This window comes from Micromonospora sp. NPDC005413 (assembly GCF_040606435.1).
In the GTDB taxonomy this organism is placed as follows: Bacteria; Actinomycetota; Actinomycetes; order Mycobacteriales; family Micromonosporaceae; genus Micromonospora.
The window spans coordinates 1-14,274 of sequence record NZ_JBEXEV010000009.1; the positions used below are offsets into that span (position 1 = coordinate 1).

At 66.8% G+C, this 14,274-nt stretch carries 13 protein-coding genes and 2 tRNA genes; 5 read left to right on the forward strand and 10 right to left on the reverse strand.

What is annotated here, in order from left to right:
• Positions 1–209: 209 nt before the first annotated feature.
• The 4 genes from ABZS37_RS12925 to ABZS37_RS12940 all read right to left on the reverse strand — a co-directional run bounded on the left by ABZS37_RS12925 (position 210) and on the right by ABZS37_RS12940 (position 4,814).
• Positions 210–356 (reverse strand): hypothetical protein, encoded by a 147-nt coding sequence (locus ABZS37_RS12925; RefSeq protein ID WP_355168445.1) that lies wholly within the window; start codon positions 354–356, stop codon positions 210–212.
• A 1,194-nt stretch (positions 357–1,550) separates the two neighbouring features.
• The gene (locus tag ABZS37_RS12930; RefSeq protein ID WP_355168447.1) at positions 1,551–2,939 is read right to left on the reverse strand and encodes a hypothetical protein; all 1,389 of its coding nucleotides are present in this window, start codon (positions 2,937–2,939) and stop codon (positions 1,551–1,553) included.
• A 166-nt stretch (positions 2,940–3,105) separates the two neighbouring features.
• Positions 3,106–4,467, reverse strand: coding sequence for a hypothetical protein (locus tag ABZS37_RS12935; protein WP_355168449.1), 1,362 nt, complete (start codon positions 4,465–4,467; stop codon positions 3,106–3,108).
• 149 nt (positions 4,468–4,616) lie between these two features.
• Positions 4,617–4,814, reverse strand: a complete 198-nt coding sequence (locus tag ABZS37_RS12940) for a hypothetical protein (RefSeq protein WP_355168451.1) — start codon at positions 4,812–4,814, stop codon at positions 4,617–4,619.
• Between the two features lie 153 nt (positions 4,815–4,967).
• On the opposite strand from ABZS37_RS12940, the gene ABZS37_RS12945 reads away from it, so the two are divergent.
• From ABZS37_RS12945 to ABZS37_RS12955, 3 genes are all read left to right on the forward strand, one after another.
• The gene (locus ABZS37_RS12945) at positions 4,968–5,408 is read left to right on the forward strand and encodes a hypothetical protein (RefSeq protein WP_355168453.1); all 441 of its coding nucleotides are present in this window, start codon (positions 4,968–4,970) and stop codon (positions 5,406–5,408) included.
• Entirely contained in the window at positions 5,408–5,767 is a 360-nt protein-coding gene (locus ABZS37_RS12950) for an HNH endonuclease (protein WP_355168455.1), read from the forward strand. Before ABZS37_RS12945 ends, ABZS37_RS12950 begins: the two co-directional genes overlap by 1 nt.
• A gap of 299 nt (positions 5,768–6,066) precedes the next feature.
• Positions 6,067–7,353, forward strand: coding sequence for an AAA family ATPase (locus ABZS37_RS12955; protein ID WP_355168457.1), 1,287 nt, complete (start codon positions 6,067–6,069; stop codon positions 7,351–7,353).
• Positions 7,354–7,921: 568 nt separating this feature from the next.
• On the opposite strand, the gene ABZS37_RS12960 is transcribed toward ABZS37_RS12955, so the two are convergent.
• Positions 7,922–8,056 carry a hypothetical protein gene (locus ABZS37_RS12960; protein ID WP_355168459.1) on the reverse strand — a complete coding sequence of 45 codons (135 nt, stop codon included), beginning with the start codon at positions 8,054–8,056 and terminating at the stop codon, positions 7,922–7,924.
• 216 nt (positions 8,057–8,272) lie between these two features.
• On the opposite strand from ABZS37_RS12960, the gene ABZS37_RS12965 reads away from it, so the two are divergent.
• Together ABZS37_RS12965 and ABZS37_RS12970 are read left to right on the forward strand one after the other, a co-directional pair.
• Positions 8,273–8,614 carry a helix-turn-helix domain-containing protein gene (locus ABZS37_RS12965; protein ID WP_355168461.1) on the forward strand — a complete coding sequence of 114 codons (342 nt, stop codon included), beginning with the start codon at positions 8,273–8,275 and terminating at the stop codon, positions 8,612–8,614.
• A gap of 321 nt (positions 8,615–8,935) precedes the next feature.
• Positions 8,936–10,219, forward strand: a complete 1,284-nt coding sequence (locus ABZS37_RS12970) for a site-specific integrase (protein WP_355168463.1) — start codon at positions 8,936–8,938, stop codon at positions 10,217–10,219.
• A 14-nt stretch (positions 10,220–10,233) separates the two neighbouring features.
• On the opposite strand, the gene ABZS37_RS12975 is transcribed toward ABZS37_RS12970, so the two are convergent.
• The 5 genes from ABZS37_RS12975 to gyrA all read right to left on the reverse strand — a co-directional run bounded on the left by ABZS37_RS12975 (position 10,234) and on the right by gyrA (position 14,188).
• A tRNA-Ala gene (locus ABZS37_RS12975) sits at positions 10,234–10,309 on the reverse strand.
• 42 nt (positions 10,310–10,351) lie between these two features.
• Positions 10,352–10,480: a DLW-39 family protein gene (locus tag ABZS37_RS12980; RefSeq protein ID WP_209444550.1), complete on the reverse strand. Its 129-nt coding sequence runs from the start codon at positions 10,478–10,480 to the stop codon at positions 10,352–10,354.
• A gap of 42 nt (positions 10,481–10,522) precedes the next feature.
• Positions 10,523–10,596: transfer RNA gene (locus ABZS37_RS12985), tRNA-Ile, on the reverse strand.
• 150 nt (positions 10,597–10,746) lie between these two features.
• Entirely contained in the window at positions 10,747–11,661 is a 915-nt protein-coding gene (locus ABZS37_RS12990; RefSeq protein ID WP_355168465.1) for a DUF3566 domain-containing protein, read from the reverse strand.
• 4 nt (positions 11,662–11,665) lie between these two features.
• The gene (gene gyrA / locus ABZS37_RS12995; protein WP_355168467.1) at positions 11,666–14,188 is read right to left on the reverse strand and encodes a DNA gyrase subunit A; all 2,523 of its coding nucleotides are present in this window, start codon (positions 14,186–14,188) and stop codon (positions 11,666–11,668) included.
• Positions 14,189–14,274 lie beyond the last annotated feature (86 nt).

Here is a 14,274-nt window from a genome sequence, read left to right on the forward strand (position 1 = left end):
ACCGGCCACCAAGACCAACGACTAAAGATCAACCAACCCGAGGTGGTCCACTTTCAGCCGGACCACGGTGGTCAGGGTTGGGGCGGCGTTGACACTCCCCCTCCGGGGAGGCTGGTAGCCCTTGTGGTGCCCGGCGAGGTGAGCTGCGGTGGCATCTCTGAGGAGGGCCGGGGTTCGGGGCGGAGCCCCGAGGTCTTCATGTTCTTGTGTCACGCCAGCGTGGCCGGCCGGCCGGCCGGCCCGGCCGATGCCGGCCGGAGGTCGCCAGCAGGCCGAGGCCGGGCCGGCGCGGCCCGCTTGCGGGCCGCCTTGATCAGGGCGAGGAACTGCGGACGGTGATGGAGCTGCTCGGGCACTCCACGATCCGGATGACGGCCGATACCTACGGCCAGGTCCTGCCGGCGCGGGCTCGTCAGGCTGCCTCAGCCATCGATCGCGTGCTGGGCGAGGAGTGGACGGCATTGACCCGCTTGGCTGCACTCGGGACCGAGATCGCCCAGGAAAGTGCTGGTGGAGCCCAGGGGACTCGAACCCCTAACCCCTGCCTTGCAAAGGCCATTGACGGGCGCTGGGCATAGTCGACGAGTGGCAACACTGGTCGTTCTTTGCACAGCGCCCGTCGTTCTTTGTCGTCCGTTGGTAGCGGCCATCACAGCTTTTGCTGACTATTCGCTGACGCGCCTCGGCCCTATCACACCCGTACGACAGGGCCTGACTTAGCTCTCTACTAGCGAGTAGGTCGAAAGTGGCCGGTTGTCTTACCACGCGGACCGATAAACGTCCGTCCACAGGCTGTGGATCTCGTTTGCCCAGGTCAAGCATGGATTTTCGCGAATTCCCCAACTGTTACCCACAAGCTGTGCACAGCTAGCACACATGTTCGTCCACCGTCGTCCACAGGTTGTCCCGAGACTCGTCCACCGGCGTTGTTGTGCTGCTCACGCGCCTAGTGCTTCGATCAAGGCCGAGGACTTACACGGCTGATGTTTAGACGTCACCCTGGTACGCACAGCTGTCGGCACGGCGGTGTACAACCTCTAGAGACACGGAGCGGCACCCGCCTAGGAACGGGTGCCGCAGTGAACTCCGTGTTGATCCGCGTGCAACGGACTAGCTAAGGAGATCGAGTGCCCAGGTTAGCAACCCGGCGGGGACGGGCCAAGCCAAGCGATGACCAGCACAGGCACCGAATCGGCTACCTAACAGCCGTAACGGCCCTGGTCACAGCGGTGTCGACGCTGGTGGCTGCTGCCGCCACCCTGGCGGCGCTGTTCGTTGCCTAGTTACCTGCGGGGCAGGCAGAGCGATCCTGCCTGCCCCGGCACGGAGCACTAAGCCGCAAGGCCAAGCAGCTCACCGACGCGGTGATTAGACCTCTGAACCTCGGGGATGGCACTGAGCGGCTTCATACGGCGTCGTAGGTCGCGCACCGTCTCGATGGGCCCGCGACGAGGTGACGGACGCGGCCGGCTTCTCAACGTGCCGCCCCGCAACGCGGCAGCATCGACGTCAACCCGGGGCAAGTTCAGCGAACGAAAAGCGCCGCCCCGCTAGGTGCTAAACCCCAGTTGCCACCGAGCGCTCAGCCGATACCCCTCGTGGAAGGGGCTGGGATGCCCTGACCCATCGTCGCTAGGCGGATCCACATCACCAGGGCTAAGTGAGACACCCTCAAGGCTCTCAATCGGTGTTAGGTCCATTACCTTGTTGAGAAGGTCGAAGATTTCGGGCAGGAGCCTGTCCAGCATCACGCCGGCATCGACGAGTATATGGTCGTCTGAAAACTTCTCTACCCCCCAGAGAGAATTCCCGCCCAATGCCGATATCGCATCCATGAGTTCTTGTCGGCGCGTTTGCGGGAAGCTAAAAAGACTACGCTCAACCGCACCCCCCTTCTGGTACGTCACATTTTGGAGAGGGGCTCCGTGGATGGAGTTTCGCAAGTGCTGGAGGATCGTAAGCGCCGACTTTCCTCGCGATCCCTGCACAAAGATATCAGCAAGTTTCGACCCTGCCGTCTTCTGCACCCTCGCTATCCAACCAGGGTTCTGCCATCCTGCGTGATACTGCGGACCAGTAAAACCAAGGACAATATGCGCTACAACAGCGGTCGCATCGAGAGCGGCCATCAGAAAGAGCAGAGCAGTCTCGAAGCTAGAGATTGCCTCATCTCCAGCGCGTCTGCTATGCGGTCGATTGAGCGACACGTGGATGACGTCCCGGGCCTCTAGCACCCGCTGTACTCGCTCAAGTACGGAAAGGGGGAGAACGCCAAGATCCTCCACCCCTTGATGCGTGGAATGCTGCATCAACCCGCCAACGTAACGCCACGCTGAGGGCAGAAGCTCACGCGTACCTACCCAAAAGAACATGCCTCGATCGAAGGCTATCGAATATCGACCATCGGGAGAAACTGAGGCAAGGTAGACGTCCTGCGCCCTCAGATAAAGGCTTACAAAGGCTATCGCCTCCGATGGGCTCAGCCAGTTCTTCCGCTGCCGATACCGTGATGCAGTAAGTTGAGCCCTATTTGTAACGAAAAGATGCGCGCCAACAGCCTCGGCCGCTCCGGCAGCATTACCGGCTAACCTTGCCCGCTCGGCCACCTGCTCGGTGGGCGGGTCGACAGATGCCCCAGCAGAACTCTCCGATTCAACTAATCGCGCCAAGCTCAAATGAAAAGAGCCGAAGGTACGTGATGAATCATTAGCCCACCAAACCCCTCGATAGTCGTTACGAGAATCATCGAGCACTTCGACCCAACCAATCGCCGACCCTTGCTGATCGCCGGCCTTAAACCGGGGAGCATCGACGGGAGGACCATCATCGGAATAGCGGTATAGTTCGATCAAATCATGTGCCAGCAGGCCGACAAGAAGGGCCTCTAAGGATTCCTCACACTCGTTAGCTCGTTGAACCACCCCGGCATCTAACAACACTCGCATCCTAGGTAGTGGCGCTCTAGGCTCGAACGGCGAACGAATGGGATTGTCCGACGAGTCGGGCCACGAAGGCGGGCGTCCTATTGAGTCGAGAGTCAGCCTGCGGATCAAGAGTCACCTACATACTCGCTTTGAACAACTGCCGAATGGTAGAAGTCGAAGGCTACGCGGCAACACCGAGCAGCGTGGCCGCCCGCGTATTGAACTCCTGGACTTCCTGGACGTTGCTAAACGGCTTCATGCGACGTTGCAGGTCGCGCACGGTCTCGATAGCACGCGACGAATTGACCGAGGCGGCCAAATTCACGACATGCGCGGCCCGAGATGCAGCAGCTTCGACATTCGCCCGGTCAAGGTCAGCGATTGAGAGCGCCGCCTCACTGAGTGCCCCGCGGCGTGCGCGTCCCTGCCGCCGAGCGCCAGCGGCGGACTCGCTGGCGAAGCGCTCAAGCTCCGAGGGTTGGCCGAGGTCACGGAAGCAGTGTGCGGCTTCCCCGAAGATGTACGGTGCGTCGATGAACTTTGCCCAGGCCGGCTCTTCGTCGTGGACCACGCGCCCAAACACCTGCTCGGCCCTCACGACCGATGCGGCGGTGGCTGACGCCTCACCGAGAGCCGCGAGCGCGCGCCCCTCCAGAATGTGAAGATCAGCGAGGCAGGCAGGCGAATCTCCCTCGGAAAGTCCACGGCGACCGGCCCGAGCCAGCATCAGTGCCTCGCGTGGGTGACCGAGCAGGTTCGCCTGATCCGACATGCCGGCCAGAACGTGCGCGCCGAGAGCAACGCTGTTGGCCGCCTGCGCCAGTCGTAGCGCCTGGATCAGGTACCGCTGCGCCAGACCGTGCTCTCCATCGTCGTACGCCATCCAGCCCACCAAGTACGACTGTTCGGCGGCAGCCTCGTAGAGGGCGCGCTGCACAGCCGGCTCATGCTCACGCTTGAGCAAGGGCAGGACGTAGCTCTGCATGTACTCCACCAGGGCGGTCCGCGCGTGCCCACCACCGCGCATCACGTCCATCTCTTGAAAGAGCGTAAACATCTCCCGGATGCCGGCCACCTGGCGCATGCCCACCTGGCGCGGTCCGCGCTCGGTCGTCGTCTCGTCGAGCGTGGCTAGGAGCCAGTCGCGGCTAGGTGCACCGAGCGCGGCCAGCACGAACGGCGCTTTCACGATGTCGCGGCGCTTCACGTCAGCTCTCCCGAGATCGATGATCGTGTCCACTGTTGCGCGCGGGCTGTCCGCGTACTCCAACCCTCGCGCGGCGAGGGTTTCTTCCTCAGTCATGCCGAATTCAGATGGGCTCACCCGCCGGCCGACCCGTTCGGATAGTGCCCGCGCGAGCAGCGTCGGAACCGGTGATCGCGGGGTCTCGCCGCGCTTCACCCAGCGGTTCACGGCCGTGTAGTCGTACCGAAGGGCAAGCCCTTCGGTGGCACCAAGGTCGTTAATGCGCCTCGCCAATCCGGCCCACGAAAACCCTGCCTCATGGACGAGTGCGGCCAGAGTGTCATTCGGTTCGTTCACGTGTCCGTCCCTCCCCAGGGCCTACCTGGGACGGTACCGGTGGAGCGGCACGACGGGATACGCCCACACGGGTTGCCGAACTTCACATGGGTCGTCACACGGTGCTGACCACTGCCGATATCGGCTTTCCTCGTTGCATGGCTACGAAATCAGCGCACGCCACGTATGACCGTCTTGACGGTCGCCTGCGACACGCCGGCCGCCTCAGCTATCTCCGGAACGGTGTGCTCAGTGGAGCGGCGCACGTCGCGGATGAGCTGGTCCCGCTGCTGCCGCAGGGCGTCAAGCGCCTGACTGGCCTCACGAACACGGGCAGCCAGCTTCTCAAGGTCTTCAAGAGCGGTCATGCGAGCAGTCTAGCGACTAGACAGCTACCGGCGATACGGCTAGACAGCTACCGGCTAGCCGGTTACCGTGTCACCTATGCAAGCGGCCTCGGCGGGGGTGCAACCCCGCCGAGGCCAGTACATCAACGGATCTCCAGGCGAGGGAGTACGAAGATGCAGGTCAAGCCTATCTCTGCGGTCCCGGCGAACGACAGCGCGGATGTGGAGTATCTGCGGGTGCTGGTCACGTCGGTGCTGGACGCGCAGGAAGTGGCGGTGGCGCTGGCGGTGTCGGACATGCCGACGCGGCGGGAAGCGCTGAGCAGTGAGCAGGAGATCGGCTACGCGGTTCAGGGCGTGGCGCGTCTCGGTGTGGCTGAGGTGCAAGCACGGGCGACGGCGGCCCGGAACGTCAATGGCCGGTACGTCGAGCTGTTGGAGATGAACGGCGGTCGGGTCGCCCCGGGTGACTCGCTGGTGAAGGCGCTCAACGAGCGTGAGCGGCAGGTGTGGGGTTGCGGCCAGCGCCGGCAGTCCCGGGCGGTGTCGGTGGCGTGGGACGTGACCGGCCTGGCCGCGCACCTCGGCGCGAACCTTGATCGGTCGGTGGCCTGATGGCCCGGCCGAACTCCCGCCGGATGCGCCAGATCAAGCAGACGTTGGCCGACCGCGACGGCGCCGGGTGCTTCTACTGCGGCCACCCGTTCCCGGCCCTGATCACAGCAACCGTCGACCACCTCATCCCGCAGAGCCTTCTGCCCGGGTGGGCGCTGATGAACCTCGTCCTTGCCTGCCGGCCGTGCAACCAGCGCAAGTCCGGACAGCTCCCGCAGGTCTACCTACGCCACGCCGGCCAGGTGCCGCCACTGCGCAAACCGGGCCGCCTCATCACCACCGTCGCCACCCTCGCGGGCCGGCTGCGCGTCGAGCTGCGCCGCCCGACGACAACCACGGTTGCCGCCACCTGCCGGTGACGGATGCCGCCTGGCGGCTTGCGTCACCGGTGATCGAACCGGCAAGCCGCCTCATGCCGGACCCGGGTCCGGCAACCCCAGACCGCCCCGCACAACCCTCGGACGGGAGTCACCCTGTGACCGCCACGAACCACAGCTCATTGGACCGGCTGACGCCGGACTCTCCACCACCACCAACCACGCTGGGCCGATCATCGGCCCCGGGTGTCCGACCACCACAACCGGCTGAAACACCCCTCAGCGGCGTCACGGGCGGACCTGATCCCGCTGCGCAGTGTTTCAGCCGATCTGACTCGGAGATGCCCCCCGCCCCAGCGGGTCTGGACGGCGTTGCCGCCGGTCACGCCTCGGATGGTGAACCGGACCACGACGCGGCCAGCACGGGTCAGGTTGAGCCCGGCGGGAACGCCGAGCACGGCCGGAAGATCCTGCTGACTCCGGCGTCGCAGATCCGGATGCGCCCCGTGGCGTGGACGTGGACCGACCGCATTCCCTCCGGTGCGCTGACCGTCATCCCCGGCCGTGAAGGCATCGGGAAGTCCCTCACCCTGGCGTGGCTGACCGCGCAGATCACCCAAGGCATCCTGCCGGGCCGGCACCACGGCACGCCGCGCCCGGTCATCTACGCGGCCACCGAGGATTCGTGGTCGCAGACCATCGGCCCACGACTGTTCGCGGCCGGCGCGGACATGGACATGGTGTACCGGGTCGACGTGCAGCACGACGGCGGCTTTGACTCCCTCACCCTGCCCCGCGACTGCACCGCGCTGGGTCGGGAGATCACCCGTCTCGGTGTGGCCCTGCTGGCCGCCGACCCGCTGCTGTCGCTGATCCACTCGGCGATCGACACCCACCGCGACCGCGACCTACGGACCGCGCTGGAACCGTTGGTCAACATGGCTGACCGCACCGGGTGCGCGGTGGTTGGCCTGGCGCACTTCAACAAGTCAGCCAGCCCCGACGCGTTGAACCTGATCACCGGGTCGCGGGCGTTCTCGGCAGTGGCGCGGGCCGTGATCGCCATCGCCCGCGACGACGAGGCCGGCGACGGCTCGTGCGTCATGAGCCAGGCGAAGAACAACCTCGGCCCGCTGAACGTGCCCTCACTGCGGTACGTGGTCGAGTCGGTAGAGATCCCCACCGACGAGGGACCGGCGTTCGTCGGGAAGCTGACCATCACCGGGGAGTCCGACCGGTCCGTGGGCGACATCCTCGGCGACGGCGCGGCCGGTGAAGGCGACGACCGCAGCGAGCGTGATGAGGCCGCCGGGTGGTTGAAGGACTACCTGATCGAGCAGGGCGGCGAGGCGATCCGCAGCGACGTGCTCAAGGCCGCCCGCGCCGAGGGCATCGCCGAGCGGACGCTGCGCCGGGCCAAGACCCGCGCGGGAGTCACCGTCACCCGCCACGGCTTCCCCGCCCGCACCCTCTGGCAACTCACCGTCCGTGACGACCAACCCGCAGAGCGGCCAGTCCGGCCACAGTCCGGCCAGTCCGGCCACGTTTCAGAAGCTGGCCGCACTGGCCGCACTGTGGCCGCACTGGCCGGACAGACCGAAATCCCTCACGCTCCGTCACCCCGCTAGGCGCGGCCAGGTGTCAGCGCTGTCAACGCCTGTCAACACCCGGCGCTGACAGCGCGACACCGGCCCTGACCAGCACAAACCCGCCGACCATGAGGGAGTGTCAACGTGTCAGCGCTATCACCACCCGCTGAACCCACCCGGCGCGGCCAGGCCGCCGCAAGCCGGCCCGCTGAGAGCCCCACAGACGGATCGGCGCATGGCCTAACCCCGACCCGGGCCGGATCAAGCGCCTACGGCCCTCTGGGCGGCCCGCCCTGCGCCGTTCTGCCGGACCACCCCACCGACCCTCCACACCAGACGGACGACCGCCGGACCGCCGGCAGGGACCGGCTTGCCAGCCCTCCTAGCCCTAGGACCGACACCCTCCTAGACCTAGGAGCACCCCTAGGAGCCAACACCGCAGCCGACCAGCGATCTAGCGGTCTAGGACCGGCACGCCGGACACCCGCCCGGCACGCCCTGGCGGCCACCGCGACGACCGGGCACCTCCTAGCCACCCGGCAACGCAAGCCACCTGGCGACAACCCCGGTTGTCACCACGCCGGGCAGCTCGACCGCGGGCGTTCCGTCACCGCCACCCGGGTCGCGCCCCGACCGCAACCGGTCGCGTCGACGCGACCCGCGCCGCGACCGACCCGGCCAGCACCAACACCCCGAGGTCGCGGGTCGCGGCCACCACCACCAACCCGCCGAACCGGGCCACCGGCCACCCATCCGGCCACCACCACCCGCGACCGCGACCCCCAGCAACCCGGGTAGCGGCTCGCCACCAGGTAGCGCCACCGCTACCCCAGCCGCTACCAGCCTGGCCAGCACCGACCCCGCCAGTTAGCGGTAGCGGCCCACACCGCCCACCGGCCGAAAACCGCCCCACGGCCCTTGACCAACCCCCAGCAGCCGCTACCCGGAGGAACCAGCCGTGAGCAACGTCGTCCCGTTCCCACACCGGCCCACCCCCACCAAGGCGGGGGGCATCCCCACCACCGGCACCCGCGCCCCGGTCGTGTCCGCCGTCTACACCGTCGCCGAAACCGCCGAGATCCTGCGACTCTCCCTCGGCTCCACCTACGCCCTCGTTCGCTCCGGCGAGATCCCTGCGATCAAGCTCGGCGGGCGGTGGGCCATTCCGAAGCGCCGCCTCCATCAGTGGATCGACGGCCTTCCCATCGCCAGCGTCGAAGACGTGGAGCGGGAGCTAGCCGCCATCGAACGCCGCGAGCAACGCCAGCAACGCCGAACCGAGATGGGTTCAGCCGGCTAGGTCTAGCGGGTGGTGGCGCTAGACCTAGCGGCACCGCTAGCGCCACCGCCACCACGTACACGCTCCGTCACTGAAACGGACGACCGGACGGCACCCGCCGTAGGTGCTAGCGCTAGCGGCCCGCCCTGCTAGCGCTAGCACCCCCGCTAGCGGCAAATCGCCAACACCACCAGCAACCTAGCGGCTAGCGGCTCACCAGCACCAACACCCGAAAACCCCACCAGAACGCGAACCACGCCACCGGCAAGCCCTGCTAGCTAAGCCACTAACCGGCCGAGCAACAGGTAACACACCGTCACCAACGCGAGGAGATTCACAACCGTGGGACACATCATCAAGACACCCGCCGGCACGTTCCGCGCCAACTGGCGCGACCCATCCGGCAGTCAGCGCGCGAAGACCTTCCGCACGCGCAAGGAGGCCGCCGCGTACCTCGCGGCCACCGAGACGACCGTCAGTCAGGGCACCTACGTCGATCCTGCTGCGGGAAAGATCCGATTCAGTACGTACGCCGAGCGGTGGCTAGCGTCGCGGTCGGTGGAGACGACGACGCTTGCCGGTTGGACCTCGCGTCTACGAGCGCGACTGCTGCCACAGTGGGGCACCTGGCCGGTCGGGCGGATCGATCACCTGGCCGTTCAGGAGTGGGTGACGCGGATGGGCCGTGAGCTGTCGCCGGCCACCGTCGCCTCGTGCCACTCGCTGCTGTCGTCCATCCTCGCGTCGGCGGTGCGCGGCAGGCTGATCGCGTTCAACCCTTGCGAGGGTGTGCGGCTACCAGCACAGCGCAAGCGCGCGGGAGGGCTGGTCCCGCTCACGCTCGACCAGGTGGGGGAACTGCTGCTGCCGAGCGTGCCGGAGTGGCACCGACCGGTGGTCGCGGCGGCGGCTGGCGCTGGCCTGCGGTGGGGCGAGTGCCTCGGGCTGAGGTGGGCCGATATCGACCTGCCGGAGGATGACGACCAGGACGCGACGTTGACCGTGCGGCGCGTGGTGATCGAGGTCAACGGGCACGCGTCGGACAAGCCGTATCCGAAGACAGCGCAGAGCCGGCGCGTAGTCCCCGTACCGCCGTTCCTGCGGGTCGAGCTGGTGCGTCACCGGGAGCGGACGGACCCCGGCGAGGCCGACCGGGTGTTCACCAACCAGGCGGGCGACCCCATGCTCCGAAGCAACTTCCGGCGCCAGGTGTGGCGGCCCTCGCTGGTGCGAGCCGGACTGCTTGGTGAGGTCGCGGAAACCGGCCCGCACCGCTTCCGGGCTACCTGGCGCGACCGGGAGGGCATCGAGTGGTCGGCGGAGCTTACGACGCACCGCGATGCGGTTGCCCACGTGGCGGCCAGGGCTGCGGGTGGGTTGCGGTTCCACGACCTTCGGCACGGATACGCCACGTACCTAATCTCAAGCGGGGTGCCGGTCAACGTCGTCCAGGCGGTGATGGGCCACGAACAGGCGTCCACGACGCTCAATCGCTACACGCACACACCGGCCGACTTCCACCGGCTCATCCGAGGCGTCTTCGGGTACCCCGCTGACGATTCGCTGACCAAGAAAGACGACCATCGATCCGATGAGCCGGATTTGGGAGACGAAAACGCCCTGTGAACTGCATCGGAGCTTGGTGGAGCCCAGGGGACTCGAACCCCTAACCCCTGCCTTGCAAAGGCAGTGCTCTGCCAGTTGAGCTAGGGCCCCGTGGGTGGCCGTGGCGTCGATCGCTCGTCGCCTGGCCAGACGTCAGCGCAGGTCGGGCGCGGTGGTCGCCTCGTGCCACAGAGCGCGCTCGTCGTTCGATGCTTTGATCTTGTTGAACACGACGGCGGCTACGCCGACGACGCCAGCCAGAATCAGCAGCTTCTTGAACATGGGGCAACCCCTCAAGCTCGACTACCGTCGGACGACATGCGGTGGGGCTAGATGGAATCGAACCATCGACCTCAGAGTTATCAGCTCTGCGCTCTAACCGACTGAGCTATAGCCCCGCGTTGCGACGAGCAAGATTAACCCATCCGCTCGGCCAGCCCCAAATCGGGGTCCGGCCTCACGAGCCAGGCCATCGACGCCTGCAAAACCTACCTGAGTACGGGACGCCGGAGCGACCGCTTTCCGCGGTGCCCCGGCGTCCCGGTTGCTCAGTCCCGCTCGGCGAGGGTCAGCTCGATCCCGCCGACCAGGTCGGCGCAGACGTTGTAGACGAACGCTCCCAGCGTGGCCAGCGCGGTGAACAGCACCACGTTGACCAGGCCGATCAGCGCCGAGCTGAGGATCACGCCCTTGGCGGTGATCTGGAAGCCGCTGGTGCTCTGCCCACCGCCGGCGTTGACCAGGTCACTCAGGCTCTCGTTGACGCTCTGGAACACGCCCATCGCGTCCAGCGCCAGGTAGAGCACCGAGGTGGCGACCACCACGACGATGAAGAGCACCACCGAGACGGCGAACGCGAACTTCATCACCGACCACGGGTCGATCCGCTTCAGGTTCAGCCGGGCCCGGCGCGGTCCGCGGGACGCGGCCGAGCTGACCGACGTACGCGCCGCACGCACCGCTTCACCGACGCGGGCGGCCCCGACGGCGGACGCGTTGCCGATCCCCGGGGGGAGGCCACCGCCGCTGGCCGGGCGGGCGGCAGCAGCGGCGGTACGCGCCGCGTCCGGCTGCGGCTGGGTCATGCCGGGTGTGATCCGCGGCTGGGTGCCGGTGGTCCCGGTCGACGCCGCCTGGCCGGGCCGCACGTTGATCGGCTGGGTCGTCGCCGGACGGGCCGAGGGTGCCGCCGCCGAACCCGGAGGTGTGGCGGTGGCGGACGTCGGCGCCTCGGCGCCAGCCGTCTCGGTCTTGTCGCCCGATTCAGCGTCCTCGCCGGACTGCTCCGGCGGGGGTGTCATGCCCGGGGCCCTCGTGAATTTCGGGGCAGGCGCATCGGCGGGGACCGTCGCCCGGCCCACGGCCGCGCGGCCGGTCGCTGGTGTGCCGCCCTTGGCGGCCTCCTCGTCGACCGGGTTGGCCGAGGTCCCCGTGTTCCCCGACTTCGCCTGTGTCTCCGTCATTCAACTAGTCCTGTTCGTCAGGCTCGTCGGCATTGCGAGCAATCGCCACGATAGTCACGCCGTCCGGGAGGTCCATCAGCTTGACCCCCATTGTGTTCCGGTCACGGGTACGGCGTACAGGCTTCACCGGAGTCCGAATGACACCACCGTTACTGGTGATCGCGAACAGCTCATCGTCCGGATCGATCACCACCGCGCCGACCAGGCCACCACGTCGTTCGGTGATCTTCGCAGTCAGCACGCCCTTACCTCCCCGGCCCTGCACCGGGTATTCCTCGATCGGAGTGCGCTTCGCGTATCCCCCGTTCGTGGCCACCAGAACGTCCAAACCCTCTCGGACGACCTCCATGGCGAGCAGGACGTCATCGTCCGTGAAGCGCATGCCGATCACGCCCGAGGTGGCCCGGCCCATCGGCCGCAACGCCTCGTCCGAGGCGTTGAACCGGATTGCCTGTGCCTTCTTGGAGACCAGCAGCAGGTCGTTCTCCGGCGCAACCAGCGCAGCACCGACCAGCTCGTCCTCATCGCGAAGGTTGATCGCGATGATGCCGCCGGAACGGTTGGAGTCGAACTCCTCGAGCCGCGTCTTCTTCACCAGGCCGTTCTTCGTGGCCAGTACCAGATAGGGGGCTACCTGGTAGTTCGGGATCTCAATGATCTGCGCGATCTGCTCGTCAGGCAGGAAGGCGAGCAGGTTGGCCACGTGTTGGCCCTTGGCTACCCTACTGGCCTCCGGCAACTCATACGCCTTGGCCCGGTAGACGCGACCCTTGTTCGTCAAAAACAGGATCCAGTCGTGGGTCGAGCATACGAAGAAGTGGCTGACAATGTCGTCCTGCCGCAGCGTGGCGCCACTGACGCCCTTACCGCCGCGCCGCTGCGAGCGATACAGATCGACCTTGGTCCGCTTGGCGTACCCGGTGCGGGTGATCGTGACGACCACATCCTCGCGGGCGATGAGGTCCTCCATCGAGACCTCGCCGTCGAACGGAATGATCTGCGTACGCCGGTCGTCGCCCCACTTGGCGACGATCTCGCCGAGCTCCTCCGAGACGATCCGCCGCTGCCGCTCCGGCTTGGCCAGGATGTCCTTGAACTCGGCGATCTCGATTTCCAGCTTGGCCAGATCGTCCACGATCCGCTGCCGCTCCAGTGCGGCCAGCCGGCGCAGCTGCATGTCCAGGATCGCGGTCGCCTGGATCTCGTCGATCTCCAGCAGCCGGATCAGGCCCTGCCGGGCGTCGTCCACGGTCGGCGACCGCCGGATCAGGGCGATCACCTCGTCCAACGCGTCCAGCGCCTTGCCCAGACCACGCAGGATGTGCGCCCGCTCCTCGGCCTTGCGCAGCCGGAACGCGGTCCGCCGACGGATCACGTCGATCTGGTGCTCGACGTAGTAGCGGATGAACTGGGCCAGGTTGAGCGTGCGCGGCACACCGTCGACCAGCGCCAGCATGTTGGCGCCGAAGGTCTCCTGGAGCTGGGTGTGCTTGTAGAGGTTGTTCAGCACCACCTTGGCGACCGCGTCGCGCTTGAGCACCAGCACGATCCGCATACCGGTACGCCCGGAGGACTCGTCGCGGATGTCGGCGATGCCGGCGAGCTTGCCCTCCTTGATCAGCTCGGCGATCCGCTCGGCCAGGTTGTCCGGGTTGACCTGGTAGGGCAGCTCGCTGACGACCAGGCAGGGCCGGCCCCGCTTGTCCTCCTCGACCTCCACCACCGCGCGCATCCGGATCGAGCCACGACCCGTGCGGTACGCGTCCTGAATGGCGGTCGTGCCGACGATCAGGCCGTGGGTCGGGAAGTCCGGACCCTTGACGATGCCGAGCAGGGCCTCAAGGGTGGTCTGCTCGTCCTCCTCCGGGTGATCGAGGCACCACTGCACCGCCGCGCCGATCTCGCGCAGGTTGTGCGGCGGGATCTTGGTGGCCATGCCGACCGCGATGCCCTCGGAGCCGTTCACCAGCAGGTTGGGGATCCGCGACGGCAGGATCGTGGGCTCCTTGGCCCGGCCGTCGTAGTTGTCCTGGAGGTCGACGGTGTCCTCGTCGATGTCCCGCAGCATCTCCATGGCCAGCGGGTCGAGCTTGCACTCGGTGTAGCGCATCGCGGCGGCCGGGTCATTACCGGGCGAGCCGAAGTTGCCGTTGCCGTCCACCAGCGGGTACCGCAGCGACCAGGGCTGCGCCATGCGGACCAGCGCGTCGTAGATCGCCGAGTCGCCGTGCGGGTGGAACTGGCCCATCACGTCGCCCACGACGCGGGAGCACTTCACGTAGCCGCGGTCGGGGCGGTAGCCGGAGTCGAACATGGCGTAGAGGATCTTGCGGTGGACCGGCTTGAGCCCGTCCCGGACGTCCGGCAGCGCGCGACCGACGATCACGCTCATCGCGTAGTCGAGGTAGGAGCGCTGCATCTCCACCTCGAGCCCGACCGGTTCGATCCGGTCGTGCGCGACCACGGCGGCGATGGCCTCGGCGGGGACCTCGGGCTCGTTCGGTGTGGACTCGGGAGAATCGGTCACTGTATACCCTTATCAGACTCAGAGTCGTTTTCGTGCTGTGGATAACGGCTGTGGATACCGGCCAAGCTGTGGATAACTCTGTGGAC